The sequence below is a fragment of the Streptomyces sp. NBC_00872 genome, assembly GCF_045161915.1.
Taxonomy (GTDB): domain Bacteria; phylum Actinomycetota; class Actinomycetes; order Streptomycetales; family Streptomycetaceae; genus Streptomyces.
The window spans coordinates 5,939,441-5,965,626 of the sequence record NZ_CP108806.1 but is presented as its reverse complement, the minus strand read 5'-3'; the positions used below and the strand labels follow the sequence as shown (position 1 = coordinate 5,965,626).

Here is a 26,186-nt window from a genome sequence, read left to right as displayed (position 1 = left end):
AGGCGTATGAACGACCGCATGGTGTGGATCGACTGCGAGATGACCGGGCTCTCGCTGACGGACGACGCACTCATCGAGGTGGCCGCCCTGGTCACCGACTCGGAGCTGAACGTGCTCGGTGAAGGGGTGGACATCGTGATCCGCCCGCCGGACGGAGCGCTGGAGACCATGCCCGAGGTGGTGCGGCAGATGCACACCACCTCGGGACTCCTCGACGAGTTGGCGGGCGGTACGACGCTCGCCGCCGCCGAGGAGCAGGTCCTCGCGTATGTACGCAAGCATGTCAAGGAGCCCGGCAAGGCTCCGCTGTGCGGGAACACGGTCGGCACCGACCGCGGCTTCCTGCTGCGCGACATGCCGACGCTGGAGGGCTACCTCCACTACCGCATCGTGGATGTCTCCTCGGTCAAGGAGCTGGCCCGCCGCTGGTACCCGCGGGCGTACTTCAACAGCCCGGAGAAGGCCGGCAACCACCGCGCGCTCGCCGACATCCGCGAGTCCATCGCCGAGCTGCGCTACTACCGCGAGGCGGTCTTCGTACCGGCGCCGGGCCCTGACTCCGACACGGCCAAGCAGATCGCGGCCAAGCACGTACTCCACGCGCGATAGCCCCACCCCGGGCCACATAGCCCCACCCCGGGCCGCATAGCCCCACCCCGGGCTACCACGCCCCCGCCCGGGGCCACCGCCCCCGCACGCCGGGCCGCCCCCGCCACCCATGGAGGCGTCCCCGCCACCCCGCACGAATAGCAGGCGCGAGCACCCTCGCGGACCCTGTACACTTTTTCTCGGCCGGTCGGAAACGACCGGTCGTGGTGGGTATAGCTCAGCTGGTAGAGCACCTGGTTGTGGTCCAGGATGTCGCGGGTTCGAGTCCCGTTACTCACCCTGAGTGGTCAAGGCCCGGTCCGTGGAAGCGGACCGGGCCTTCTTCATGTTCTCGCGGGGCCTCGTCAGGACGAGGCGCGGATGATCAGCTGGGTGGGGAGCAGGATCTGGTGCGGGGGCGCCGGAGCCACGGCCGGGGCCGGGCGGGTGGCGATCTCCATGAGCACCAGACGGGCCATCGCGCGGCCCATCTCCTCGATCGGCTGGCGGACGCTGGTCAGGGGCGGATCCATATGGCGGGCGATGGCCGAGTCGTCGAAGCCGATCAGGGCCACGTCGTCCGGGATACGGCGGCCGGCCGCGCGGAGGGTCTGGCGGGCGCCGGCCGCCATGACGTCCGAGGCGGCGAAGACCGCGTCCAGGTCGGGGCGGCGGGCGAGGAGCTCCCGCATGGCGCGGCGACCGCCGTCCTCGGTGAAGTCGGCCACGGCCGTCAGCCCCCCGTCCAGGGTCTGTCCGGCGTCCGTGAGGGCCCGGCGGTAGCCGTCGAGACGGCAGGCCGCGCCGTACACCTCCAGCCGGCCGGTGATGGTCGCGATGGTGCGGCGGCCCCGGGCGAGGAGATGGGCGACGGCCGTACGGGCGCCCTCGGCGTTGTCGGAGTCGACCGCGGGCAGCGGTTCGGCCGCCGAGCGCCGGCCGCTGATGACCGTCGGGATACCGAGCTGGGTGAGCAACTCCGGCAGCGGGTCGTCCGCGTGGACCGAGACCAGCAGCGCCCCGTCGGCGCGGTGCGCGGCCAGATACTGGGCGAGGCGCCGTCGCTCGCGGGCGCCGCCCGCGAAGGTGAGCAGCAGTTGCATCCCCGTCTCGGCGAGGGCCTCGCCGACGCCGCTGACGATGTCGGAGAAGTACGGTTCCGCGAAGAACCGCGCCTCGGGCTCCGGCACCACCAGGGCGATCGCGTCGGCGCGATTGGCGGCGAGGGCGCGGGCCGCGCGGTTCGGTACGTACCCCAGCTCGGCGACGGCCGCCTCGACCGCGGCCCTGGTCCGCTCGCTCACCCTCGGGGAGCCGTTGATCACCCGGGAGACCGTGCCGCGGCCGACCCCGGCCCGTGCGGCCACCTCTTCGAGCGTGGGCAGCTTGCCGCCGCGCCCCCGCGCCTGGAGGGCCTTGGGCGCGGGGAGCGCCGGGAGCGCCGAGGAGTCCGGGGGCGCTGAGGAGTCTGCGGACGCCGGGAGCACGGGGGACGCCTGGGACGCTGAGGACGCCGGGAGCACAGGGGACGCCGGGGACGCCCGCGGGGCGTCGAGCGCTCCGGGGGCGAGGGTTCCCGGCGCGGTCTCCGGTGTCCTGCGTGCCCGCTCCTCGTCCCGCGTCCCTCCCGTCTCCCGTACCCGTGTCTCCCGTACCCGCCGGGCCCCCTGGGCTCCGTCCGTCCCCCGGACTCCCGGGGCTTCCTGAGACGCCATCCCTGCCTCCCCCAACGAATCCGCCACCCGCCCCCCATGGCGCGACCCAACAAACGGATAAACGAGCCACCTCTCGCCGCCCGGTCCCTTGACACCCCTACGGGGACCCGCGACGCTTCAACACATCACACATGGGAGCGCTCCCACCGTACCCGACCCATATCTGCCCCGCACGTATCCCGACCGCACCGGATCCACCCAACTGCCGAGCCGTACAGAGCAGTTGGCCGGAGCCCGGCATGTCGGTGCGGTGCATTAGGAGGACGTAATGCGCACACGTACTCGCTCGTCCCGCCGGGTGGTGGTCCTCGCGGCCGTCGCCGCGCTCGGCGCCGGAATCCTGGCCGGCTGCGCGGAGGACACCGACGACCCCTCCGGCAGCGCCCCGGGCGGAGGCGTCGGCGGCAAGGGCAAGACCACGATCACGGTGGGGGTCTTCGGGGCCTTCGGCCTCAAGGAGGCCGGGCTCTACGACCAGTACATGAAGCTCAACAAGGACGTGGTCATCAAGCAGACCTCGATCGAGCGCAACGAGAACTACTACCCGCAGCTCCTCACCCACCTCGGCAGCGGCAGCGGGCTCGCCGATGTCCAGGCCGTCGAGGTCAACAACATCGCGGAGATCACCGCCACCCAGGGCGACAAGCTCGTGGACCTCGGGAAGACCGAGGGCGTGCAGAAGGACAGCTTCCTGCCGTGGAAGTGGTCGCAGGCGACCACCACGGCCGGCAAGACCATCGCGCTCGGCACCGACATCGGGCCGCAGGGCATCTGCTACCGCAAGGACCTCTTCGCCGCGGCGGGCCTGCCCACCGACCGCGAGGCGGTCGGCAAGCTGTGGGCGGGCGACTGGGGCAAGTACCTCGACACCGGGAAGCAGTTCAAGACGAAGGCGCCCAAGGGCACGGCCTTCGTGGACTCGGCGAGCGGTGTGATGGCCGCCATCACCGGCGGCAACGCCAACCGTTTCTACGACCAGGAGGGCAAGGTCATCTACAAGACCAACCCGGCCGTGCGCCAGGCCTGGGACACCGCGGCCGAGTTCGCGAGCGCCGGACTGACCGCCAAACTCCAGCAGTTCACCCCCGGCTGGGACCAGGGATTCGCGAACGGCACCTTCGCCACCGTCTCCTGCCCGGCCTGGATGCTCGGCTATATCCAGGACAAGGGCGGGGAGGCGGGCAAGGGCAAGTGGGACGTGGCCGCCGCGCCCAAGCCCAGCAACTGGGGCGGCTCCTTCCTCACGGTGCCCGAGGCGAGCAAGAACAAGGAAGCCGCGGCCAAACTCGTGGCCTGGCTGACCGCACCCGAACAGCAGGCCACGCTCTTCGCCGAGCGTGGCAGCTTCCCCAGCTCCCAGGCCGCGTACTCCCTGCCGGCCGTGTCGGGCGCCAAGCACGAGTACTTCGACAACGCCCCCATCGGTGAGATCTTCTCCGCGGCGGCCAAGGGCGTACCGGTCCAGATCGTCGGACCGAAGGATCTGATCATCGCGCAGAACCTGGCCGACATCGGCATGCTCCAGGTCGACCAGAAGGGCACGTCCTCCAAGGACGGCTGGAACGCCGCCGTGAAGGCGATCGACAACGCGCTGGACCAGTGACCGATGCCCAGTGACGCACGTGCCGCCGCGCCCTCCGAGGAGGAGGGCGCGGCCCCGGCGCCGGACGCGCCCGCCGCGGGCGGCGGGACGACCGGCCCACACCACGACCCGTACCGCGACCCGCACCACGACGCCCCGCGCGACGGACGCCGCGGCGAGCAGCACGACGTACGCAAGGACGCGCGCGAGGACCCGCGGGAGGAGCGGCGCCGTGAGCGGCGCAGCCGCTGGTACCGCCGCGATGTGCGCTGGAGTCCCTACGCCTTCGTCGCCCCGTTCTTCGTCTTCTTCATGGCCTTCGGGCTCTTCCCGCTGCTCTACACCGGCTGGGCCTCCCTGCACCGGGTGGAGCTGACCGCGCCCACCGACATGGAGTGGGTGGGGCTGCGGAACTTCTCCCGGCTGCTCAGTGACGAGTTCTTCTGGAACGCGCTCCAGAACACCGTCACCATCGGGGTGATCTCCACCGTCCCCCAGCTTCTGATCGCGCTGGGCATCGCGCATCTCCTCAACTACCGGCTGCGCGGCTCGATGTTCTTCCGGGTCGCCGTACTCACCCCGTACGCCACCTCGGTGGCCGCCGCGACGCTGGTCTTCGTCCTGCTCTTCGGCCGTGACTACGGAATGATCAACTGGCTGCTCGGACAGATCGGCATCGATGCCGTCGACTGGCAGAACGGCACCTGGACCTCGCAGTTCGCGGTCTCCACCATCGTCATCTGGCGCTGGACCGGCTACAACGCGCTGATCTATCTGGCGGCGATGCAGGCCATCCCCAACGATCTGTACGAGTCGGCGGCCCTGGACGGGGCCTCGCGCTGGCAGCAGTTCATCCATGTGACCGTGCCGTCGCTGCGGCCGACGATCCTGTTCACCTGTGTGGTCTCGACGATCGGCGCGACCCAGCTCTTCGGCGAGCCGCTGCTCTTCAACGGCGGCGCGGGCGCGACGGGCGGGGCCAGTCACCAGTTCCAGACACTCGGGCTCTATCTGTACGAACAGGGCTGGGTGAATCTCCATCTCGGCCGGGCCTCGGCGATCGCCTGGACGATGTTCCTGATCCTGCTGATCATCGGCGCGGTGAACTGGGTCATCGGCCGCCGTCTCCGCAAGAGCGCGTAGGGGGACCCATGTCGACGACTTCGCAGACACTCACGGATCCGCGGGCATCCTCCGGTCCGCCGGCCGGCACAGGGAGCGGCGGTGCGGGATGGCGCCGCTCACGGTCCGGGAAGCGCGGCGCGGGCCGGCAGCTCCACGGCGGGCGGATCACCTACGCCGTACTGATCCTCTTCACGGTCGGCTCGCTCTTCCCGCTGGTGTGGACGGCGATCGCGGCCTCCCGCAACAACACCCGGCTCGCCCAGACTCCTCCGCCGTTCTGGTTCGGCGGAAACCTCTTCAAGAATCTGGAGATCGCCTGGACCGACGCCAATATGGGCACGGCCCTGCTCAACACGACCGTGGTCGCGGGCGCGATCGCGGCGGGCACGGTGCTCTTCTCCACCCTCGCCGGATTCGCCTTCGCCAAACTGCGCTTCCGGTTCCAGAATCTGCTTCTGCTGCTGGTGATCGGCACGATGATGGTGCCGCCGCAGCTCAGCGTCGTACCGCTGTACATGCTGATCGCCGAGCTGTCCTGGACCGACCAGCTCCAGTCCGTCATCCTGCCCACCCTGGTCAGCGCCTTCGGGGTGTTCTTCATGCGGCAGTATCTGATCGGGGCGCTGCCCACCGAGCTGATCGAGGCCGCCCGGGTGGACGGCGCGAGCAGCTGGCGGGTGGTGTGGCATGTGGTCTTCCCGGCCGCGCGGCCCGCGATGGCCGTGCTGGGGATGCTGACCTTCGTGATGGCCTGGAACGACTTCTTCTGGCCGATCATCGCACTGACGCAGAACGGCAATCCCACCGTGCAGGTGGCGCTGACCGGGCTCGGCCGTGGCTATATCCCCGACCAGTCGGTGATCATGGCGGGCGCGCTGCTGGGCACGCTGCCGCTGCTGCTCGCCTTCGTGATCTTCGGCAGGCATATCGTCGGCGGGATCATGCAGGGCGCGGTCAAGGGCTGAGTCCCGGGCCCTGCGGCAGCCGGCCGCCGCGTCGGGGCCCCGGCGGCCCAGGAACGGCGCCCGCGTCGGGGCCCGCGTGGGCGCCCGCGTCGGGGCCCGGCCGAGGACGGGCCGGGCACGAGCACCCGCGCGGCGCCCAGGGTTTTTTGTTCGAGCCCAGCAAGACCCAAACGAGAGGCCCTGGGCCTCGGTCGCGACGGCCGGGCGGTCAGGTGCCGGGGCCGGCCGCCGTCCCGTCGTACGGGGCCGGCGCCCAGTGCCCAGTGCCCGGCGCCCGCCTCCGGGCCTCGGGCTCCGGCCCGGGTGTCCGTCCGCCGGCGGCCGATGGGCCGCCCTCGGCCGCCCGCGCCTGTCCCGCCCCCGGCCCCGTCGAGGGCCCTCGTACCACCCGTACCGTCCGTACCGCCCCGATACCACTCGTCCCTCTCACACCTACGGCAACGGGAGCTGTTCATGTCCGACACCTTTCCGCCCGGCTTCCTGTGGGGCACCGCCACCGCCGCGTACCAGATCGAGGGCGCGGCCCGGGAGGACGGCCGTACGCCGTCCATCTGGGACACCTTCAGCCATACGCCCGGCAAGGTCGCGCAGGGCCACACCGGCGACATCGCCGTCGATCACTTCCACCGCAGGGCCGAGGACGTCCGGCTGATGGCGGATCTGGGCGTGAACGCGTACCGCTTCTCGGTCTCCTGGCCGCGTGTCCAGCCCACCGGGCGCGGTCCCGCCATACAGCGCGGTCTCGACTTCTACCGCGCGCTGGTCGACGATCTGCTCGGCCACGGCATCGAGCCCGTCCTCACCCTCTACCACTGGGATCTGCCGCAGGAACTGGAGGCGGCGGGCGGCTGGCCCGAGCGCGAGACCGCCTACCGCTTCGCGGAGTACGCACGTCATGTCGGCGAGGCGCTCGGCGACCGGGTGCGGCGCTGGAGCACCCTCAACGAGCCCTGGTGCAGCGCCTTTCTGGGGTACGCGTCCGGGGTGCACGCCCCGGGCCGTACGGACCCGGCGGCGGCGCTGCGCGCGGCGCACCATCTCAACCTCGGCCACGGTCTGGCCGCGCAGGCCCTGCGCTCCGTGCTCCCGGCGCACGGGCTGCTGTCGGTGAGCCTCAACCCGTCGGCCGTACGGGCCCGTACGCAGTCGCCCGCGGACCTGGACGCGCGGCGCCGTATCGACGCGCTCGCGAACCGTATCTTCACCGGTCCGATGCTGGGCGGCGCGTACCCCGAGGATCTCTTCGCGGACACCGCGCGGATCACCGACTGGTCCTTCGTCCGCGACACGGACCCGGCCACGATCCGGCAGCCGCTGGACTCGCTGGGCATCAACTACTACGCGCCCGCGGTGGTCTCGGCCGCCACGGACGAGTTCGCCGGCCGTCACGACGGCCATGGCGAGAGCGAGCACTCGCCCTGGCCGGGCGCCGACTCCGTCGCCTTCCACCAGCCGCCCGGTGAACTCACCGAGATGGGCTGGTCGGTGGATCCGAGCGGGCTGTACGACCTGCTGATGCGGTACACGCGCGAGGCGCCGGGGCTGCCGCTGATGGTCACCGAGAACGGCGCCGCGTACGCGGACAGGCCCGGCGCGGACGGCACGGTCCACGACCCGGACCGGATCCGCTATCTGCACGGCCATCTCGCGGCGGTCCGGCGGGCGATCGGCGACGGCGCCGATGTCCGCGGCTACTTCCTCTGGTCCCTGCTGGACAACTTCGAGTGGGCGTACGGCTACGGCAAGCGCTTCGGCGCGGTGCACGTGGACTACGAGACCCAGCGCCGTACGCCGAAGTCGAGCGCGCTCTGGTACGCCCGGCTGGCCGGTACGGGCGTGCTGCCGGAGGTCCCGGTCGGCTGACGCGGCCCGCGGGACCGTCGCCCGCCGGGTCTTGCCCGTACGCGTCTTCTCCGTACGCGCGTGTCCGGGGCCTTCTCCGTGCGCGCGAGCCCCGGCCGGAGTGGTGTGGGGGGTCGGTCCGGCCGGGGCGGCGGGGGGGCGGCTGGTGGGGCAGCCAGAACAGAACGCTAGCCGTCCCGGGACGGATAAATGGGCTGTACCGGACAGGGGTCGCGGTTCTTAGGGCGCGCTTAAGGAACGCATCGGGGCCGATTAAAGGTTCGGCCCCGGCCCGCGTCCGGAGACCGGCCGCGTCCCCGGAGCCGGTCGCGTCCCCGGAGCCGGTCGCGTCCCCGGAGCCGGCCCGCGTCCTCGGAGCCGGCCCGCGCCCCGGAGACCGGCCGTGTCTCGGAGCCGCCCCGTGTCCCGAAGAACGGCCGGGCCGAGACCGTGCGCGTCTCGGAGACCGGCCGGGGCTCAGACGTCCGCGGTCCTGCGGCCCTGCGGCGCACGCTTGCGGCGGCCGAGGCGGTGGCCGCGAGGGGCGTCCGGGGACCGCCAGCCGTCCAGCCCGATCCAGATCCGTACCTCGGTACCGCCGAGCACCGAGCGGCCGATCCGTACGTCCCCGCCCGTCGACTCGGCGACCCTGCGCACGATGTCCAGGCCCAGACCGGTCGAACCGTCCCGGCCGCCGCTGTTGCCCCGCGCCAGCGCCGCCCGGGGATCGGCGATACCGGGTCCCGCGTCCGAGACCAGCACGATCACGGCGTCCTCGCCGTTGTGCACATCGACGGCGAAGGCCGTGCCCTCCGGTGTGTGACGGAAGACATTGCCGAGCAACGCGTCGAGCGCGGCGGCCAGTTCGGCCCTGACCACCGGGATGCGTACCGGTCCGCCGATCCCCGCGACCCGTGCCGTACGGCCCTCGTCCTCGGCCAGCGCGGACCAGAAGTCCATCCGCTCCCGGACGACCTCGGAGACGTCACAGCCCCCGGCGGGGCCCGCCGCCACCGTCTGCGGCTTGGCCTCGCGGGCGGTACGGATGATCGTGTCGACCTCGCGTTCCAGCTGGGCCACCGCGGCCCTGGTCTGGTCGGCGGCCGGGCCCTCGCCCAGCGAGGCGGCGTTGAGACGCAGCACGGTGAGCGGGGTGCGCAGCCGGTGCGAGAGATCGGCGGCGAGTTCCCGCTCGTTGGCGAGGAGCTGGACGACCTGGTCGGCCATCGAGTTGAACGCGACGGCGGCGGAGCGCAGTTCGGGCGGCCCCTCCTCCGGGACGCGCGCGCCGAGCTTTCCCTCGCCCAGCGCGTGCGCCGCGTACGCGAGGCGCTGCGCCGGTTCGACCATCCGCAGCCCGAGCCGGTCGGCGACCGCGACCGAGCCGACCACCAGGGCGAGCCCCACCCCCGCGAGCACCAGCCAGGCGGTGGTGACCCCGTTGGAGACCTCGTCGTCGGGCACGAAGATCTCGACGATCGCGATCCTCGCCAGGCTGAGCGCGGTCGGCTGGAGCAGCGCGAATCCGCCCGGGACCTCGGCGATGGAGGCGCGGCCCAGCCGCCGGACGGTCCGCAGATCCTCGTCGGCCGCCCGGCGCGTACCGATCTCCAGCGGCGGACCGTCCGGCTCGTCGGCGCCCGGGGCCGGGACATGCACGGCCATCCGTCCGTACGCACCGGCCAGGGTGGAGGCGACGGCCCGCTCCAGTTCCGCGCGGTCGGTGGTGATGGAGAGGGTCGGGCCGATGGCGGCGGCCTGCCGCTCGGCGTTGCTGAAGGCCCGGTCCCTGGCCATCTCCTTGATGACCAGCCCCAGCGGTACGGCGAAGGCCACGACGACCATCACGGTGACGGCCAGCGCCACCTTGACCAGGGCCCATCTCATTTCGGCGGCTCCAGCTTCACCCCGACGCCCCGCAGGGTGTGCAGATAGCGCGGCCTGGCCGCCGTCTCGCCGAGCTTGCGCCGCAGCCAGGAGAGATGGACGTCTATGGTCTGGTCGTCGCCGTACGACTGCTGCCAGACCTCGGCGAGCAGTTCCTTGCGCGGTACGACCACTCCCGGGCGCCCGGCGAGAAAGGTCAGCAGGTCGAACTCCCGCCGGGTCAGATCCAGCCGGTTCCCGTCCAGCTCGGCCTGGCGGCGCAGCGGGTCGATGGAGAGCCCGCCGACCCGGATGACGCGCGAAGGCGTGGCCTCGTCGGCGCCGGCGCGCGAGCGGCGCAGTACGGCCGCCATCCTGGCCGAGAGATGCTCCACCGAGAACGGCTTGGTGAGATAGTCGTCGGCGCCGTCGTTGAGCAGCCGTACGATCTCCGTCTCGTCGTCCCGCGCGGTGGCGATGATCACCGGTACGTCGGTGATGCCGCGCAGCATCTTCAGCGCCTCGGCGCCGTCGAGATCGGGCAGCCCGAGATCGAGTATGACCACGTCGAACCGGAAATGGGCCACTTCGCGCAGCGCCTCCAGGGCCGTTCCGACGCTCCGTACGGTGTGGGAGGCCTCGGTCAGATGCCTGATGAGGGCGGAGCGTACGAACTGGTCGTCCTCGACCACGAGCACACTGGGCATGGGCGGCACCGTACGCCATCCGGGGAACGCGGGGAGGCGGGTCCCGGCGGTCCGTTCCCCGCCGGTGACCCAGGGGGCCTGTGTGACAGGGGAGTTGTCTGGCGCGGTTGTCGCCGGGTGCGGCACTATGGCCCGGATGCGCAGAGGACTCGTACACGCGATGGCCTGGTCGCTCGCCACCGGGGCGGCGGTCACGCTCACGTGGTGGGGCGTCCGTACGGTCATGGCCGGCACGGCCTACGATCCGCCGCGCGCGCTCGCGCTCCCCGCGGACAACTGGGCGGCGCCGCTGCCCAGTCCGGTCGCCTCCTCCACCCAGCGGCCCCCGAGTCCGTCCGCGAAGCCGAGCCGCCCGGTGAGATCCGCGGGCACGGAAGCCGGTACGGGCGCGGACACGGGTACGGGCACGAGCGCGGGTGGCGGCGCCGGAGCCGGCGCGGGCGCGGCGACACCGGGCGGAGAGCACCGGCCGTCCCCGTACGCGTCGTCGGGAGAGCCGGCGCGGGGCGGCGCGGACGGCGAAGCGGAACCGCCCGCTTCCGGGCGGGTGAAGAGCTATACGGTCGACGGCGGCCGGGTCGCCTTCGACATCGGCGACGTCTCGGCGGAACTGGTCTCGGCGACCCCGGACGCGGGCTGGCAGATGCAGGTGTGGACGCAACCGAGCTGGATCCGGGTGACGTTCACCCAGAACGGCCGGGAGGTCTCGGTGTTCTGCACCTGGAACGGCCATCCGCCGATGGTCCAGTTCGACGACCGCTGAGCCCGTCGCGGCGGGCGCCCGTCAGGTGGTGAAGGCGTCGGCCGGAGGCGGCGGCGACGGCTTGGCGCTCGCGTCGGTGACGGCGGGCGCCCCGCCCGTGAAGTCGGCGAGCGCGCGCCCGTGTTCGACCCGCCCCGGGTGCGGATCGCTCGCGACCCTGCGGGTCAGCTCGGCGACGGGCAGCTCACGGTCGGAGGCGAGCAGTACGGCATTGCCGAAGCGGCGTCCGCGCAGCACGGTCGGATCGGCGGCGAGCGCGAGCCGCGCGAAGGCCGTCGCGGCGGTGGCGATCTGCCCGCGCAGATGGGCGAGCGGCGGTCCGTCGGCGAGATTGGCGGCGTACCAGCCGTCCGGCCGCAGGGCCCGCCGTACCTCCAGAAGGAATTCCGCGCTGGTGAGATGCGCGGGGGTGCGGGCGCCGCTGAACACATCGGCGATCACCAGATCCGCCCAGCCGTCCGGCACCTTGGCGAGCCCGGCGCGGGCGTCGGCGGAGCGGACACGTATCCGGGCGCCGGGGTCCAGCGGAAGCCGCGTACGGACGAACCGGACCAGCGCCGCGTCCACTTCGACGATCTGCTGGGTGGAGCGGGGGCGGGTGGCGGCGACATAGCGGGCGAGGGTGAAGGCACCGCCGCCGAGATGCACGACCTGGAGGGGCCGGCCCGCGGGAGCCACGAGATCGGCGACATGGCCGAGTCTGCGCTGGTACTCGAAGGAGAGACGGGTGGGGTCGTCGAGATCGACATGGGACTGCGGGGCGCCGTCGATCAGCAGCGACCAGGCGCGTGGCCGCTCCCGGTCGGGTATCAGCTCGGCGCTTCCCCCGTCGACGGCCTCCACCACGGCCGTCTCCGCCGACCCCGCCGCACCACGCCTGTTTCTCGCCACCCGCCCATTATCAGGGGCGGCCCGTCAGCGGCATCGGTCCACCGCCTCGATCAGCCGCGCCGCCTGGCCCAGCGCCTCCCTGAGCACCTCGGGATCCGTGACCGTGCCGGCGGCGTCGGGGGGCAGCAGCCAGTTCGAGCCCGTGACCGGCGGTTCCGCCGGGAGGAACAGACCGCGGTCATGTGTCTGCGTACACGCGCTGCCCGGCATGTCCCAGCCCGCCGCGGTACCCGGCGGCACCAGAAAGCCGAGGGTGTCGCAGGGAGCGTCATGGAGCACGGGCCCCACCGAGGGAGCACCTCCCCGCCGCAGGATGTCCACCGCTTCGAGCCCCTGCCGGGCCGGAACGGTCACCAGGTCGCAGGGCTCCCCCGCGTCCCCGGGACGCGCGCCGAACTCCTGGCCGGTCGTGTGCTGAGACTCCAACAAGGGAACCCCTCCTCGTCGAGCGCAGACGCCTTGAGCGCCTCCGGGGGGTTCAACGCCGGACGGCGTCAACGGCTACGGCGGCACGCCGCCGCAAAGGATGGCAGTTCATAGCAGATCACGGGTGAGATATCCGCTTTGCGTGCAAACCCTGTGTGTACGACCCATCACAACCGGTACGTTCTTGCTCCGCCGGAGGTGCCGGAGCAGACCGGCGGCTCCATCGCTGTACCAGGAGAGGGCTCGGTCATGGCGTCGTCCCGGGCAGTTCCCAACCGTGCCTTCCGCGGGCTGCGCGCACAGCGCTCGCCCGCGGAGTTCGCCGCCGCCGTACGCAGGGCCGCCCGGGAGATCGGTGAACATGTCGCCTGCGACGCGCGCTATGTGGGACGGGTGGAGGCGGGTGAGATCCGCTGCCCGAACTACGCGTACGAACGGGTCTTCCTGCATATGTTCCCCGGGCTGACCCTGAAGGACCTGGGCTTCTCGGCGCGGGAAGAGGTACGCGGCAGAGCGGCCCGGACGCCGGCGGAACCGCCGCTGCCCCCGCCACCGCCGCCCCCGCCGCCACCTCAGCCGCCGTCCGCGCCACTGCCTCCGCCCCCGGCGCCGGTCAGCGACACCAGTGCGACCAGTGCCAGTACTGCCACTGCCAGTACTGCCACTGCCAGTACTGCCGGCGATACCGGTGACACCAGCGAGGAGAGCGACGTGCTGCGTCGCGCATTCATGACGAGCGCCCCCGTCACGGTGATGGCCGCGTCCCTCGGTCTCGGCGGTGCGCCCGCCGCGGCCGTGCCCGCCCCGCGCCGGGTCGGCGAGGCCGAGGTGACCGCCGTCGAGGAGGCCGTACGGCGGATCCGGCTGCTCGACGACCGTCATGGCGCCGAAGGGCTCTACCGGCAGGCCACCCGGCCGCTGCGCGCCGCGTACGCGCTGCTCGACTCGGGCGCGGCCACCCGCAGGACCACCGCCGACCGGCTGCACTCGGGGGCGGGCGAGCTGTCGATCTCGGTGGGCTGGCTCGCCCATGACTCAGGCCGGTTCGACGACGCGCGCTCGCACTACGCGGAGGCGCTGGCGACCTCACGGGTCGCGGCCGATCCCGCGCTGGAGGCGCACGCCTTCTGCAACATGTCCTTCCTGGCCAGGGATTCGGGCCGGTGCCGCGAGGCCGTGCGCGCCGCGCAGGCGGGCACCCGCGCCGCGGCCCGGCTCGCCTCGCCCCGGCTGCTGTCGCTGCTCGCCCTGCGCGAGGCGGGCGGCTGGGCCGGGCTCGGCGACCGTACGAGCTGTGAGCGGGCGCTGGCGCTGGCGCACGGCCTCTTCGAGCGCGGCCCCTCGGACGCGGATCCCGAGTGGATGTCCTTCTTCGGCGAACCCGAGCTGGCGTCGCAGGAGGCGCTCTGCCACGAGGCGCTCGGCGACTGGGCGCGGGCGGCACGTCACGCGTACCGCGCCACGGTCCTCCAGGATCCGCACTTCGCCCGCAATCTCGCCCTCTACCGCGCGGAGTTGTCCACCGATCTGGCCCGCGCGGGCTCACCCGACGCGGCGGCGGTGGCGGGCCACCAGGTGCTGGACCTGCTGGACGGGGTCCAGTCGTCCCGTATCCACACGAGACTCGCGACCACGGCCCGGGTACTGCTGCCCCAGCGTCGGCTGCCGGAGGTCGGCGCCTTCCTGGAGCGCCACAGCGCGACGAACGCCCGCGCGTAGGACGACGCGCGGGACGAGGAAGACGGCGCGCGGGACGACGAGGACGGCGCGCGGAACCAAGATGACCGCGCGCGGGACGAGGAAAAGGGGCGGAAACGGGGTGGAGGGCGACGGGTGACGGGCACGCGCCCGTACCTCCCGCGTCTCAGCCCACCAGGTGCGTCTCAGCCCACCAGGTGTCCCGTGTCGTTCCAGACCTCGACCGCCGGGAGTCCGTAGGCCCAGCCGAGCACCGACACCGACGTCGGGTCGAGCCGGATACGCGCCGCGAACGAGATGTCCTCGCCCAGCCAGCGCGCGCCTATCGCGCGCAGGATGTGGCCGTGGGCGAAGACCAGCACATCGCGGTCGGCCGAGCGCGCCCAGGCCACGGCCTTGTCCGCGCGGGCCGAGACCTCCGCCAGGCTCTCGCCGTCGGGGACGCCGTCCCGCCAGATGAACCAGTCGGGCCGGGCCGACTTGATCTCGGCCGGTGTCATGCCCTCGTACGCGCCGTAGTCGAACTCCATCAGCGTGTCCCACTCCTCGGCCCGGTCACCGAAGCCCGCCAGCGCGCAGGTCTCGCTCGCGCGCACCAGCGGACTGGTCCGTATCTCCACCTCCGCGAGGCCCGACCAGGGCGCCCGGTGCAGCCGCTCACCCAGCAGTTTCGCGCCCCGGCGGCCCTCGTCGAGCAGGGGTATGTCCGTCCTGCCGGTGTGGCGGCCGGACAGCGACCAGGCCGTCTGGCCGTGCCGGGCGAGAAGGATGCGCGGTGCCATGGAGGCTCTCCCTGAAGTTCACAACCGGTGCCGCTCCATCATCCCGTACCTGAACGAAGGGCAACCTCCAGGGGGACAGGGGCGTCCCTCTCTCCGTTGGCCGGGATTCCCCCGAACGGAAGTTCGGTGGTGCACCCGGTCGAGGAAAAGGGTGACGTACACCGTACGGTTGAACACCGGCCGAAAACCGCATGAAAAGACGATGGAGACCGCCCGCATGCCGCACAGTGCCGCCGCCCGCGCCAGAGCCAGCGCCCGCGTCGGCGCCACGCCTCAGCCGGGTGTCCGGCCCCGCTGGTGGGCGGAGCTTACGCTCGTCATCCTGATCTACGCCGCGTATTCGGCGGGACGGCTGCTGGCCCGCGACGACGGGTCGGCGGCCGTCGACCACGGGCTGGCGATCCTCCGGGTCGAGAAGGCCCTCTTCCTGAACGCCGAGCACCCGCTCAACCGGCTCTTCACCGCCACTCCCGCGCTCGCCGTCCCCGCCGACTTCGTCTACGCCTCGCTCCACTATCTGGTCACGCCGGCCGTTCTCGTCTGGATCTTCCGCCGCCGCTCCACGCACTACCGGACCGCGCGGAGCTGGCTCACGATCTCCACACTGCTCGGTCTGGTCGGCTTCACCCTGCTGCCCACCAGTCCGCCCCGGCTGCTGGACGCGCGTCACGGCTTCGTCGACACCATGGCGCAGTACAGCGAGTACGGCTGGTGGGGCGGCGAGGCGAGCGCGCCACGCGGTCTGGGGGAGATGACCAACCAGTTCGCCGCGATGCCGAGCCTGCATGTCGGCTGGGCCCTGTGGTGCGGGGTGCTGCTGTGGCGGCACGCCCGTACGCCGCTGGTGCGGTGGCTGGGCGCCCTCTATCCGGCCGTCATCACCGTGGTGGTGATGGGAACGGCGAACCACTACTTCCTGGACGCGGTCGCGGGCGCGCTGGTGATGGCGGTGGGGGCGCTGCTGACAGGGCCCGCGATACGGGCGGCGGACCGGCTACGGGCGGCGGTGGCGGCCCGCTTCGGAAAGCCACCGGCTCCCTCGCACGCTCCCGCGCCCATTCCCTCCCCGGCTGCCGAGCCGACTCCCGAGCCCGTCCCCTCGCACGCGCTCCCGTCGACCGCCTCGCCTGAGCCCTCGTCCCCCTCGCCCTCCCCCGCGTCCTCTTCGTCCCCCGCGCCCGCGTCGCCTGCCTCGCCCGCGTCGGCCGGCTCTCCGGATCGCGCGCCGAAGGGCACCCGTATCCCCGGGCGGCCCGCTCCGCGGCCCCGCGCATCCCCGATTGTCAGCGGTGGATGCGAGACTTCCGCGGGTGACCGATTCCCTGGGCGGCGGACCCGTGGCAGCACCTCCGGCACCTCCTCCGCAGACGACACTCCGGCGACGGCTCGCTGAGCTGCGCGGCCCCGCCGTCGCGCCGCATCCGCTCGATGCCCGCGCGCTGGCCGCCCTCGCGGCGAACCCCGGCTGCCGACGGCGGGCCCTGCTGGACGGCGCCGGTGTCGACAAGGCGGCGCTCGCCACGGCGCTGGGTTCCCCCGCGCCGTTCGGACAGTCCCAGTTCGCGTTCATGCGCGGGAACGCGTTCGAGGCGAAGGTCAAGGCCGACGGCGGTACGGAGCTGCTGCGGCTGCTGACGGACCGGCTCGGCGGGCAGGAGCCGCCGCCCGTGCCCGGTGAGGTCTCCGTCCCCGATCTGTCGGCGGCCGGCCCCGAGGGGCGTACGGCGCGTACGGCACTGGCCCTGCGCGAGGCCACGGCGGCCGGGACCTGGGCGCTGCTCGACCATCCGCTGCTGGCCCTCGAAGTGGCGGGCTCGCCCGCGTATCTGGAGCCGGACGCGGTGGTGGTGCGCCCCGACGGCCGGTGGACGGTCGTGGAGATCAAGTCCTTCCCGATGATCGACGGTTCGGCGGACGCCTCCAAGGTGGGCGCGGCGGCGCGGCAGGCCGCGGTGTACGTACTGGCCCTGGAGCGGGTCGCGGCCCGTACGGCGGGCGCGGAGGTGGGCCATCAGGTGCTGCTGGTCTGCCCGAAGGACTTCTCCAATCTGCCGACCGCGTCCGTCGTCGACGTACGCAAGCAGTTGTCGGTGACGCACCGTCAGCTCACCCGGCTGACACGTATCGAGGACATCGCGGACACCCTCCCCGAGGGCATGACCTTCGACCTCGGCCGCTGTTCCGGCGCCGAGCTGACGAGCGCGGTCGACGCGGTCACCGCCGCCTACGCCCCCGAGTGTCTCTCCGCTTGCGAGCTGGCCTTCCACTGCCGCTCCCGCGCCCGGGAGCGCGGCGCGGTGGAGGCTCTGGGGCGGAGCGTACGGGGCGAACTGGGCGCGCTGACGACGGTCACGGCGGTGCTGTCGGCCGCCCACGGTGATTCGGGCGACCCGGACGATCCGACGGTCGCGGCGCTCCGCCGGGCGGCGACGCTGCGGGCGGAGGCGCTGGCGGGCGCCGGGACGACCAGGGGCCGGCCGGGCCCGGAAAGGGATCCGGCGGGGGATCCGGCGGGGCCGGGAGGTCCGGCGGGATCCGTCGCCGCCCGGACCGGCGCGGACCGGGCCGGCGCGGACCAGACCGGCGCGGACCAGACCGGCGCGGACCAGACCGGCGCGGACCAGACCGGCGCGGACGGAAGCGGCGCGGACCGGGCCGACGCCGGCCGTACGGGGACGGAGGGCTGATGTCGCTGATCAGTACACTCGCCCGGCTGGAGGCCGTGGCGAGCGGGCGGGCCCAGCCGCTGACCACCGTCCGGCATCGGCGGATCGGTGAACGGCCGCTCGTCCTCGTGCCGTTGACCACCGCGGGCGAGGCGGGCGCACCGCTCGGCGCACTCGTCGGCACGGACCGGGACGCGCCGCGCCTGCTGACCGTCGCACAGCCGCGCGACCGCGATCTGCGGTTCGCGTTCCTCGGCGAGCTGGCCGAGGCCGTGCTGCCGTATCTCGACGCGTACGCGGATGTGATCGAGCCCGCCGAGCGCGGCGAGACCGACCCGGAGACCGGGAAGCGGGTCAAGGTCGAGGTCGAGCTGTGCGTGGACGCACCGCAGTTGATCGTGCCCAGCCGGCCCGGTATCGATTTCGTACGGCTGCTGGGGCGGTCGATGCGGTTCCGGCGCACCGCCGAGGACGACCCGGACACCCCGTATCCCGCGCCGCCGCGCGTACCGCTGCTCGGCCGCTGGCTGACGCACTACGGCGAGCGCGCCCGCGTGCCGGGCTCCTCGCTGCTGCTCGCGACGACCGATCTGCTCAACCGCCACTGGGCGACCGGGCAGTCCAGTCTGGAGGATCAGCATCTCGGCGCGCTGCTCGCCTGGATCGATCCGCCCGGGACGCTGTCGGGTGCCGAGGCGGCGCTCCGGGCGGAGCTGGAGCGGGACAGGGACGGGCAGTTGACCTGTCCGCCCGCCGGGCCCGCGACGGACCCGGCGTTCGACAACAGACTGCTGGCACCCGCCGTCGAGCGGTACGACCGGGCCCGCCAGGAGCTGGGGGCGGCCGAGGACGGGCCGGACGCGGAGAAGCGGCTGGCCCGGCTGACGGCCGCGGAGCGGACCATCCGCGAGCTGCTCCTCGGCGTCATGCGGCCGAGCTGGGACGCGGTGTGGCACGGCCTCGATCTGCTGCGTGAACTGCCGGAAGGGGCGCGGGTGGAGGAGCGCTGGACGCGCGACCGCTGGTCGTTCACCGGCCATCGCGACCGGGTGCGCGCCGGTGAGCCGCCGCAGCCCCGGCGCGACGACGCCGTGACCGCCGCGCAGAAGCTGGCCTCGCGCGAGACGGCGCAGGCGCAGTTGGAGGCGGCGGAGGCGCTGGACGATCCGCTGGTGCTCGCCGGGCGGAGGCTGTCGGGCGAGGCGTTCGTCGGGGAGGTGACGGAGGTGGTGATGGAGTACAGCGAGAGCAGACGCCCGAGCCCCCGCCCGCTGATCACGGTCCGCACGGACGACCGGCCGCATCTCGGCGAGCGTACGAAGGTGTTCCGCTCGCTGGACGGCAAGCCGCAGTCGGCGGAGTTCGTACGGTACGAGGACGGGACCGCGGCCGAGGACGGGACCGCGGCCGGGGACGGGGACGGGGACGGGGACGGCGGCACGCTCGTGCTGCGGCTGACCGACCGGATGGGCCGGAGCAAGGAGCCCGCGCCCGGGTCCGTGCCGGACAAGGGCGACCGGATCGCCTGGACGCTCTTCGAGCACGGCCAGCGCGGTGGTCCGAAGCTGCCGGACCCGGAGGAGACGCCCTGGACCCATGGCGGCCCTCCGGTGCCGGAAGGGACGGCGGGCGAGGCCGGCGCGCCTTCGGGCCCGGCCTCACCGCGGCAGGCTCCGGACCCGGTGACCGAGGAGGACTTCCTATGACCCGTTCCGCGCCCCGCGCGCACCGCGCCCGCTACGCACCGTCCTTCCCAGGAGCCGCCCGATGACCGCGCCGCCCGCGTCACACCCCGCGCCCCGCCCCGCGCCGGACTCCTCCTTCGCCCCGTCCGCCTTCGACCCCGGCGCCGCCGCCACCCGGGCCACCGACGCGATCCTGCGGGACACTCTGGGCGCCACCCACCGCGGTGTCGTCGTCGACTCACCGCCCGGGGCGGGCAAGTCGACGCTCGTCGTACGGGCCGCGCGGGAACTGGCCGCGGCCGGACGCCCGTTGATGGTGGTGGCGCAGACGAACGCCCAGGTGGACGATCTTGTCGTGCGGCTCGCCGAGAAGGATCCCGGGCTGCCGGTCGGCCGGCTGCACAGCAATGACCCCGATCCGTACGACAGGGCGCTGGACGAGCTGCCGAACGTCCGGAAGTCCGCGAAGGCGGCCGATCTGGCGGGCCTCGACATCGTCATCTCCACCGCCGCGAAATGGGCCCATGTGCAGGGCGTCGAGCCCTGGCGGCACGCCATCGTCGACGAGGCGTACCAGATGCGCTCGGACGCGCTGCTCGCCGTCGCCGGGCTCTTCGAGCACGCGCTGTTCGTCGGTGATCCGGGCCAGCTCGACCCGTTCAGCGTGGTGGGCGCCGACCAGTGGGCGGGGCTGTCGTACGACCCGTCGGCGAGCGCCGTCACCACCCTTCTGGCGCACAACCCCGAACTGCCCCAGCACCGGCTGCCCGTCTCCTGGCGGCTGCCCGCGTCGGCCGCGCCACTGGTGTCGGACGCGTTCTATCCGTACACCCGGTTCCGCAGCGGTACGGGCCACGGCGACCGGCGGCTCGCGTTCGGGGTGGTGTCCGACGGCTCGGGTCCCGACCGGGTGCTGGACGAGGCGGCGGAGTCGGGCTGGGGGCTGCTGGAGCTGCCCGCCCGGCGCACGCCCCGTACGGACCCCGAGGCGGTACGGGCCGTGGCCCTGGTCGTCCGCAGGCTGCTGGACCGCGGGGGCGTGGCGACCAGCGAGCGCTCCGCCGCACCGGTGCCGGTGACCGCCGACCGGATCGCGGTCGGCACGGCCCACCGCGACCAGGCGGCGGCGGTGCGGGCGGCCCTCGCGGCACTGGGGGTGACGGGGGTGGCCGTGGACACCGCGAACCGTCTCCAGGGCCGCGAGTTCGATGTCACCGTCGTCCTCCACCCGCTCTCCGGCCGCCCCGACGCCACGGCCTTCCATCTGGAGACCGGGCGCCTCTGCGTCCTCGCCTCCCGCCACCGCCACGCCTGTGTGGTGGTCTGCCGCGCGGGCGTGGCCGAACTCCTCGACGAACACCCGTCCACCGAGCCGGTCCAGCTCGGAGTGACGGTGAAATTCCCGGACGGCTGGGAAGCGAACCACGCGGTCCTGGCCCATCTCTCGGAGCACAAGGTGAGCTGGCGGCCATAGGCGGCCACGGGGGCGGCCACCGGCCCCGCCCGGACCGCCGCCCCCGGCACGCCCGGACCGCCGCCCCCGGTCCGCCCGGGGCGCCGATCCGGTCCGCCCGGGACGCCGATCCGGAGGGCGCTCCCGGTCCGCGTACGCCTGATGGCGCCCGCCGTCGGACGCCCCCTTGCGTCGGGCGGGAGAATGGACGGTGGTCGCAGGGCCTGTACACGTACGAGCAGGAGGAACGAGATGCCGGATCCCGAGCGGAGCGAGCGGCGGCTACGGCCCGCACCGCTGCTCTTCGAGCCCTCGGAGGCGGTCGCCGACCCCGAGCACTTCTTCGATCTGGAGTCCCTCGACGACCCCGGGGAGCTGCTGGCACGGGCCACCGAGCTGGCGCTCGCCTTCCGTGCCGCCACCGACCGCGCGGTCGAGTTCCAGGCGGTGGCCGCCGCCCAGCTCGCCGATCCGCGCCGCTTCGACCGGCTCACGGCCGAGGACATCGCACACCGCGCGGAATGGACGGAGGACTATGCCAAGAAGATGGTCGAGTTCGGCCGCGACCTGCTGCGCGGCGAGGGCCGGGGTCAGGTCTGACGGGCCGGTGGCGCGACCGGTCCGCGGATGACCGAGGGTGCGTCGCAGGTCCGTCGAGGGCGCGGGTCCGCGTCCGTGGCCCGAGTGGCGGGAGCTTCAGCGGTGGCGGCGGGGGCTCATGCATCCGCTTGGCATATGCCGGGGGGCAGGCTACCCCTCCCCCGGCGTCGCTGTCCCGGTTTCCCCGAACTCTCCGGAGCGGCGGCGTTACTGCCGGTAGACCTGACTGTCATGAGCGCATGGTTACGAGATGAACGCCCGCCGGGCCCCGGCACCTACGACGACGAGCGGCGGACCGACGTCTTCGCCCTCCTCCGTGACGACGAGGGCCGCCGGCACACCGCGCGGATCACCCCGGCCGGCGCGGACTGGCTCGCCTCCTCCGGACCGTATCCCCGCTCCACGCTCTCGCACTGGGCCGCCCGGCCGACCGCCCCGGGGGTACTGTCCTGCGGCTCGGTCTTCGACGTGGTCAACGTCCCCTGGGTCTTCGGCCGGCGGATGCTGGAACGGCTCTGGTCCGAGGGACCCGGTTCCGGGCCCGTCGCCGTGCACCGCGGCCGTACGCTCCTCTTCGCCGCGCCCGGCACCGCCCAGCGGCTGCCCGCCCTGCTCGCCTGGGAGGAGTGGGGCGGTACGGGAGCCGACGGCCCGGCTCCGGCCCCGGCCCCGCCGCCGCTGTTCTGTCACGGCGTGGGCGACGCCGTGACCGTACCGCCGCTCGCACCCGGCGCCCCCTCGGGGCCGCGCTGGGTGGTCGCCCCCGACACCCGACACCCCTGGCTCCCCGGGCCCGAGGTGCTGCTCTGGGCCTGTGTGCGGGCGGCCCGCGCGACGGCGACGACGGCCCGCGCCGGAGCGGGGCCCATCCCCCTCCCCAGGACGGCGGCCCCGGCGGAGCGCCTGCCGCAGTCGTGCTCCTGACCACCGGAAACGGCCCGGGAGCAGCCCTGGGACCGACTCGGAGCGGCCCCGCGTATATCGATTTTTCCTCCCGCCGATCCTGGTGCTAAGGTCTACGACGTCAGCAGGCGCCGCTAGCTCAGTTGGTTAGAGCAGCTGACTCTTAATCAGCGGGTCCGGGGTTCGAGTCCCTGGCGGCGCACCGACGGAAGAGGCCCTTCGCGAGAGCGAGGGGCCTCTTCGTTTTCCGGTCGGTCCTCGCAGTCAGGTTTCCGGTCCTCGCAGTCGGGTTTCCGGCTCCCCGTCCGGTCAGGTCTCCGGCTCCCCGTACTCCGGTCAGGAGTGCGGGGTGATCTTGACCGTCCAGGCGCCCCCGGCCGTACGGTCCGCCACCTCCACCTTGGTCCGCTCCCCCGGCACCGTGAACGTCTCGCCGACCCCCAGCGGCGCGTCCGCGAGCGGCGGGTACACCGACTGGTCCCAGCAGGCCTGGCTGTGCGGATGGGTGTCCACCACCTCGACCGGGCCGCCGCCCGACGCCGTACCGCCGCGCACCCGGTAGATCAGCACCCCCTCGGAGCAGGTGTGGAGATCGTTGCCGGTCGCCGCGCGCGCCTCGATGACCAGGGCGGAGTTGTCACCGGTCCTGACGACCGCCAGCCTCGTCCCGGTACTCCCGGCGACGGACGGCGCGGCGGCGATCGGCTCCAGGCTGAGCAGACTCGTGCCCGTCGACCCCACACACCGCACCTGGCTCCGGTCGAGCCAGCCCAGCTTCCACTTGTGCCACCCGAAGAGATCCGGTGACATCCCGAACTGACTGCCCATCACGTCCCAGTCCCCGACATAGGTGTCCCAGTCGCCCTTGCCGTCCATGGGCCGGTGGTAGAGATCCGGCAGATCGAAGACATGCCCGGTCTCGTGGGCCAGCACATTGCGGTCCGGGGGATGGCGCTCGAAGACGGTGACGATGCGCTTGATGTCCGTACCGTCCGCCTTCATCGGCTGTTCGAAGTTGACCACCTTCGTGGCGTCGGAGTCGACGCCGGGGGCCTCCGGGTCCGCGACCAGATAGACGACGTCGTAGCGCGAGAAGTCGACCAGCGGATCGGCGGCGGCCAGCGCGTCCCGCAGATAGGCCGTGCGCCGGGACGGGTCCCAGTCGCGCCGCATCCCGTACGCGGTGGAGGCGTGCGGCATCCGCGCCCACTCGAGCTTCGGGTGCGCCCGCAGCGCGAACTTCCCGTACGAGGCCTGTTCGTAGAAGCGGCTGGTGGCCGGGAAGTGATCGGCCGCCAGCTCCGCCGGGGCCGGCAGCTTCCTGGAGTCCGGGAAGGAGAGAAAGACCATGACCGCGTCGAGCGGACGGTCCGGGCGCGGATAGGAGCCGTTCCAGGTGTCGAGACCGAGGGAGTGATGGGCGGAGGTCCGGGTCAGTGCGCAGGGTCCCCCGGAGACCGCGTCCGCGGCGGGTCCGGTGACCAGGGTCATGGCGGCGAGCGCCATCAGGGAGGTGAAGGCGGCCGCGGTCCTGCGCAGGCGGGGTCGGTCCACTCCCGCCGATGGCTGCGGACGCTCCACATCGACCTCCGGCTCCGGATAGGGGATACCTCACCCACCCTGTGCCGTTTTACGGTGATACGCCCTGTTCCGCTGCCCCACACGGGTGAGGAGTGTCACGCGTTCTGTCCGACACCCCGACGGGTCACGGAAAGTCACAGGGCATCACGGCGGGGACCCGCCGGGCCACAGGCAGGCAGAAACGATCGCCCGAGGGCCGGCCGCCGCCCCGTGCCGCTGCCGTTCCGTCCACCGGAGCTGGAACGGCCGCCCGGCCTCCCTCTATGATCGGCACACTTTCCCTGGCCGGCCGTCCCGACCACTCGGTACGACTCTGTACGACACGACTGCACCGCGGGAGCGCGCCGTGAGCGGAACCTCCGAAGGGCCGCAAGGACCGCACGGGCAGCGCCGTGCGGCGGTCGCCGCGCACGGCGGCGACAGGCCCCCCACCGGCGAGGCGGCCCGTGAACCGGCCAAGGATTCGATCACGGAGCGTCATCCCATCAGCAGAGCTTTCGACACCGCCGTCGGCGAACGCGACTACCGCGCCGCGTTCCACACCGCCCAGCTCGCCATGGCCGTCCTCGATGACGAGGGCACCGTCATCAGCGCCAACGACGCGCTCGCCGCCCTCCTCGGCACCCGGCCCGCCGCGCTCTTCGACCAGTCCGCCGCCGATCTCGTCGATCTCGCCTCGGACGGCCGTACCTGGCGCGCCTATCGCGCGGTGCTGGACAGCCGCCGTGCCCACTTCCGCTGCACCCGCCGTCTCAAGCACGCCGACGGACGGACGCTCTGGGCCGAGGTCACCGTCGCTCCCGTACCCGAGAGCAGCACCGCGCTGCTGTCGATCGCGGACATCAGCGACCGGCGCGAGCTCCAGGCACGGCTGCGCCATCTCCAGATGCACGACCCGGTGACCCGGCTGCCCAACCGCACCCTGTTCTTCGAACGGCTCACCTCCGCGCTGGAGACCTCGGCGCCGGCCACCTACGGCGGCGGGACGTATGACGCCGGGGCCTATGCCCGGGGCCCGTACGGCGACGCGCGAGGCGATGGCAGAACAGGGCGGATCGGTCTGTGCTACCTCGATCTCGACGGCTTCAAGGCCGTCAACGACACCCTGGGCCACCGCACCGGCGACCGGCTGCTCGCCGCCGTCGCCACCCGTCTCACCGAATGCGCCGACCAGGACGGATACACCCGCAGCGGCGGCCATCTGGTCGCCCGGCTCGGCGGCGACGAGTTCGCGATCCTCGTCGAGGACTCCATCGGCACGGAACAGCTCGCCGATCTCGCCCGCTCCGTACTCACCGCGCTCCAGCGCCCCTTCGACCTGGCCGGACAGCGGCTCTCGGTCTCGGCCTCGATCGGGGTCGTGGAACGCACCGCGGAGGGCACCACCCCGACCGGTCTGATGCAGGCCGCCGACACCACGCTGTACTGGGCGAAGGCCGACGGAAAGGCCCGCTGGACCCTCTTCGACCCGGAGCGCAACGCCCACCGGATGACCCGGCAGGCGCTCACCTCACGGCTGCGTCCGGCGGTCGAGCGCGAGGAGTTCGTGCTCCAGTACCAGCCGCTGGTCGGGATGGCCGACGGCGTGGTGCGGGGGGTGGAGGCGCTGGTGCGCTGGAATCACCCGCAATTCGGGACACTCACGCCGAATCGGTTCATCGGAATCGCCGAGGAGGACGGCTCGATCGTGCAGCTCGGCCGGTGGGTGCTGCGTACGTCCTGCCGTCAGGCCAGACAGTGGCAGATCGACCATCCGTACGCCCGGCCGCTCTTCGTCAGCGTCAATGTCGCCGTACGCCAGGTCTGGGACTCCGATCTGGTCGCGGACGTGGCCGAGATCCTCGCGGAGACCGGACTCGCGCCGCATCTGCTGCAACTGGAGCTGACGGAGTCCGCGGTGATGGGCTCGGCCGGCCGGCCCCTCCAGGCGCTCCAGGCGCTGAGCGACATGGGCGTACGGATCGCCATCGACGACTTCGGGACCGGCTACTCGAATCTCGCGTATCTGAGCAGACTGCCGGTCTCGGTGCTCAAACTGGACGGCTCGTTCGTCCGCGGTTTCCGGTACGACGAGGGCGTCCATCCCAACCCGGCCGACGAGACGATCGTCGAGGCGCTGGTCCAGCTCGCCCACCGGCTGGGGCTGACCGTGACGGCGGAGTGCGTGGAGACCTCGGGCCAGGCGGCCCGCCTCCAGCGCATCGGCTGTGACACGGGCCAGGGCTGGCTCTTCTCCCGCCCGGTGGCACCGGAACGGATCGCGGAGATGATCGCGGCCGGGGCGCCGAAGACCTGACGGCCCGGAGTTCGGGTCCTCCGGTCCCGCCGGACGGGTCGGGCCCCCGGCC

At 72.9% G+C, this 26,186-nt stretch carries 21 protein-coding genes and 2 tRNA genes; 16 read left to right on the top strand and 7 right to left on the bottom strand.

Annotated features, from left to right (window positions below; genetic code table 11):
• Positions 1-6 precede the first annotated feature (6 nt).
• Entirely contained in the window at positions 7-609 is a 603-nt protein-coding gene (orn, locus tag OG214_RS25665) for an oligoribonuclease (protein ID WP_363079220.1), read from the top strand.
• A gap of 206 nt (positions 610-815) precedes the next feature.
• Positions 816-888 (top strand) — tRNA-His (locus tag OG214_RS25660).
• Positions 889-953: 65 nt separating this feature from the next.
• Here the strand turns inward: OG214_RS25660 and OG214_RS25655 are convergent.
• Positions 954-1,973, bottom strand: coding sequence for a LacI family DNA-binding transcriptional regulator (locus OG214_RS25655; RefSeq protein WP_405987616.1), 1,020 nt, complete (start codon positions 1,971-1,973; stop codon positions 954-956).
• 598 nt (positions 1,974-2,571) lie between these two features.
• Between OG214_RS25655 and OG214_RS25650 the strand changes: the two genes are divergently transcribed.
• From OG214_RS25650 to OG214_RS25635, 4 genes are all read left to right on the top strand, one after another.
• Positions 2,572-3,906 (top strand): ABC transporter substrate-binding protein, encoded by a 1,335-nt coding sequence (locus OG214_RS25650; RefSeq protein ID WP_405986075.1) that lies wholly within the window; start codon positions 2,572-2,574, stop codon positions 3,904-3,906.
• Between the two features lie 3 nt (positions 3,907-3,909).
• Positions 3,910-5,028: a carbohydrate ABC transporter permease gene (locus tag OG214_RS25645; RefSeq protein ID WP_405986074.1), complete on the top strand. Its 1,119-nt coding sequence runs from the start codon at positions 3,910-3,912 to the stop codon at positions 5,026-5,028.
• Between the two features lie 8 nt (positions 5,029-5,036).
• Positions 5,037-5,975, top strand: coding sequence for a carbohydrate ABC transporter permease (locus tag OG214_RS25640; protein ID WP_363079217.1), 939 nt, complete (start codon positions 5,037-5,039; stop codon positions 5,973-5,975).
• Between the two features lie 453 nt (positions 5,976-6,428).
• Positions 6,429-7,838: a GH1 family beta-glucosidase gene (locus OG214_RS25635; protein WP_405986073.1), complete on the top strand. Its 1,410-nt coding sequence runs from the start codon at positions 6,429-6,431 to the stop codon at positions 7,836-7,838.
• Positions 7,839-8,294: 456 nt separating this feature from the next.
• Here OG214_RS25635 and OG214_RS25630 read toward each other — a convergent pair whose 3' ends face one another.
• Both OG214_RS25630 and OG214_RS25625 read right to left on the bottom strand, forming a co-directional pair.
• Positions 8,295-9,704: a HAMP domain-containing sensor histidine kinase gene (locus OG214_RS25630; protein ID WP_363079215.1), complete on the bottom strand. Its 1,410-nt coding sequence runs from the start codon at positions 9,702-9,704 to the stop codon at positions 8,295-8,297.
• Positions 9,701-10,390, bottom strand: a complete 690-nt coding sequence (locus OG214_RS25625; RefSeq protein WP_363079214.1) for a response regulator transcription factor — start codon at positions 10,388-10,390, stop codon at positions 9,701-9,703. Before OG214_RS25625 ends, OG214_RS25630 begins: the two co-directional genes overlap by 4 nt.
• Before the next feature lie 127 nt (positions 10,391-10,517).
• Here OG214_RS25625 and OG214_RS25620 point away from each other — a divergent pair, with 127 nt between their 5' ends.
• On the top strand, positions 10,518-11,153 hold the full coding sequence (locus tag OG214_RS25620; RefSeq protein ID WP_363079213.1) for a hypothetical protein: 636 nt from the start codon (positions 10,518-10,520) through the stop codon (positions 11,151-11,153).
• A gap of 21 nt (positions 11,154-11,174) precedes the next feature.
• Here OG214_RS25620 and OG214_RS25615 read toward each other — a convergent pair whose 3' ends face one another.
• A complete protein-coding gene (locus tag OG214_RS25615; protein WP_405986072.1) occupies positions 11,175-12,044 on the bottom strand; it encodes a spermidine synthase in 870 nt (289 codons plus the stop codon).
• Between the two features lie 24 nt (positions 12,045-12,068).
• The gene (locus tag OG214_RS25610; RefSeq protein ID WP_382853096.1) at positions 12,069-12,470 is read right to left on the bottom strand and encodes a hypothetical protein; all 402 of its coding nucleotides are present in this window, start codon (positions 12,468-12,470) and stop codon (positions 12,069-12,071) included.
• 249 nt (positions 12,471-12,719) lie between these two features.
• Between OG214_RS25610 and OG214_RS25605 the strand changes: the two genes are divergently transcribed.
• Positions 12,720-14,189, top strand: coding sequence for a tetratricopeptide repeat protein (locus tag OG214_RS25605; protein WP_405986071.1), 1,470 nt, complete (start codon positions 12,720-12,722; stop codon positions 14,187-14,189).
• A gap of 164 nt (positions 14,190-14,353) precedes the next feature.
• On the opposite strand, the gene OG214_RS25600 is transcribed toward OG214_RS25605, so the two are convergent.
• Complete coding sequence (locus tag OG214_RS25600; RefSeq protein ID WP_363079210.1) at positions 14,354-14,950, bottom strand: histidine phosphatase family protein; 597 nt, start codon at positions 14,948-14,950, stop codon at positions 14,354-14,356.
• 217 nt (positions 14,951-15,167) lie between these two features.
• Here OG214_RS25600 and OG214_RS25595 point away from each other — a divergent pair, with 217 nt between their 5' ends.
• From OG214_RS25595 to OG214_RS25565, 7 genes are all read left to right on the top strand, one after another.
• A complete protein-coding gene (locus tag OG214_RS25595; RefSeq protein ID WP_405986070.1) occupies positions 15,168-16,343 on the top strand; it encodes a phosphatase PAP2 family protein in 1,176 nt (391 codons plus the stop codon).
• Positions 16,261-17,637, top strand: coding sequence for a hypothetical protein (locus tag OG214_RS25590; RefSeq protein ID WP_405986069.1), 1,377 nt, complete (start codon positions 16,261-16,263; stop codon positions 17,635-17,637). The genes OG214_RS25595 and OG214_RS25590 overlap by 83 nt, the downstream gene beginning before the upstream one ends.
• Complete coding sequence (locus OG214_RS25585) at positions 17,637-19,322, top strand: hypothetical protein (RefSeq protein WP_405986068.1); 1,686 nt, start codon at positions 17,637-17,639, stop codon at positions 19,320-19,322. Before OG214_RS25590 ends, OG214_RS25585 begins: the two co-directional genes overlap by 1 nt.
• A gap of 61 nt (positions 19,323-19,383) precedes the next feature.
• Positions 19,384-20,775 carry an AAA family ATPase gene (locus OG214_RS25580; RefSeq protein ID WP_363079206.1) on the top strand — a complete coding sequence of 464 codons (1,392 nt, stop codon included), beginning with the start codon at positions 19,384-19,386 and terminating at the stop codon, positions 20,773-20,775.
• A 231-nt stretch (positions 20,776-21,006) separates the two neighbouring features.
• Complete coding sequence (locus OG214_RS25575) at positions 21,007-21,354, top strand: hypothetical protein (protein WP_363079205.1); 348 nt, start codon at positions 21,007-21,009, stop codon at positions 21,352-21,354.
• Positions 21,355-21,585: 231 nt separating this feature from the next.
• Positions 21,586-22,278: a hypothetical protein gene (locus OG214_RS25570; RefSeq protein ID WP_405986067.1), complete on the top strand. Its 693-nt coding sequence runs from the start codon at positions 21,586-21,588 to the stop codon at positions 22,276-22,278.
• 107 nt (positions 22,279-22,385) lie between these two features.
• Positions 22,386-22,459, top strand: a tRNA-Lys gene (locus OG214_RS25565).
• 134 nt (positions 22,460-22,593) lie between these two features.
• Here the strand turns inward: OG214_RS25565 and OG214_RS25560 are convergent.
• Positions 22,594-23,763, bottom strand: coding sequence for a M6 family metalloprotease domain-containing protein (locus OG214_RS25560; protein WP_363079225.1), 1,170 nt, complete (start codon positions 23,761-23,763; stop codon positions 22,594-22,596).
• A 421-nt stretch (positions 23,764-24,184) separates the two neighbouring features.
• Between OG214_RS25560 and OG214_RS25555 the strand changes: the two genes are divergently transcribed.
• Positions 24,185-26,134, top strand: coding sequence for a putative bifunctional diguanylate cyclase/phosphodiesterase (locus OG214_RS25555; protein WP_405986066.1), 1,950 nt, complete (start codon positions 24,185-24,187; stop codon positions 26,132-26,134).
• Positions 26,135-26,186: the final 52 nt, after the last annotated feature.

Excerpts from the sequence above, each read along its gene's own strand:
- orn (WP_363079220.1), top strand. The coding sequence starts at position 7 with ATGAACGACCGCATGGTGTGGATCGACTGCGAGATGACCGGGCTCTCG.
- OG214_RS25650 (WP_405986075.1), top strand. The coding sequence starts at position 2,572 with ATGCGCACACGTACTCGCTCGTCCCGCCGGGTGGTGGTCCTCGCGGCC.
- OG214_RS25645 (WP_405986074.1), top strand. The coding sequence starts at position 3,910 with ATGCCCAGTGACGCACGTGCCGCCGCGCCCTCCGAGGAGGAGGGCGCG.
- OG214_RS25640 (WP_363079217.1), top strand. The coding sequence starts at position 5,037 with ATGTCGACGACTTCGCAGACACTCACGGATCCGCGGGCATCCTCCGGT.
- OG214_RS25635 (WP_405986073.1), top strand. The coding sequence starts at position 6,429 with ATGTCCGACACCTTTCCGCCCGGCTTCCTGTGGGGCACCGCCACCGCC.
- OG214_RS25630 (WP_363079215.1), bottom strand. The coding sequence starts at position 9,704 with ATGAGATGGGCCCTGGTCAAGGTGGCGCTGGCCGTCACCGTGATGGTC.
- OG214_RS25625 (WP_363079214.1), bottom strand. The coding sequence starts at position 10,390 with ATGCCCAGTGTGCTCGTGGTCGAGGACGACCAGTTCGTACGCTCCGCC.
- OG214_RS25620 (WP_363079213.1), top strand. The coding sequence starts at position 10,518 with ATGGCCCGGATGCGCAGAGGACTCGTACACGCGATGGCCTGGTCGCTC.
- OG214_RS25605 (WP_405986071.1), top strand. The coding sequence starts at position 12,720 with ATGGCGTCGTCCCGGGCAGTTCCCAACCGTGCCTTCCGCGGGCTGCGC.
- OG214_RS25600 (WP_363079210.1), bottom strand. The coding sequence starts at position 14,950 with ATGGCACCGCGCATCCTTCTCGCCCGGCACGGCCAGACGGCCTGGTCG.
- OG214_RS25595 (WP_405986070.1), top strand. The coding sequence starts at position 15,168 with ATGCCGCACAGTGCCGCCGCCCGCGCCAGAGCCAGCGCCCGCGTCGGC.
- OG214_RS25585 (WP_405986068.1), top strand. The coding sequence starts at position 17,637 with ATGTCGCTGATCAGTACACTCGCCCGGCTGGAGGCCGTGGCGAGCGGG.
- OG214_RS25580 (WP_363079206.1), top strand. The coding sequence starts at position 19,384 with ATGACCGCGCCGCCCGCGTCACACCCCGCGCCCCGCCCCGCGCCGGAC.
- OG214_RS25575 (WP_363079205.1), top strand. The coding sequence starts at position 21,007 with ATGCCGGATCCCGAGCGGAGCGAGCGGCGGCTACGGCCCGCACCGCTG.
- OG214_RS25570 (WP_405986067.1), top strand. The coding sequence starts at position 21,586 with ATGAGCGCATGGTTACGAGATGAACGCCCGCCGGGCCCCGGCACCTAC.
- OG214_RS25560 (WP_363079225.1), bottom strand. The coding sequence starts at position 23,763 with ATGGCGCTCGCCGCCATGACCCTGGTCACCGGACCCGCCGCGGACGCG.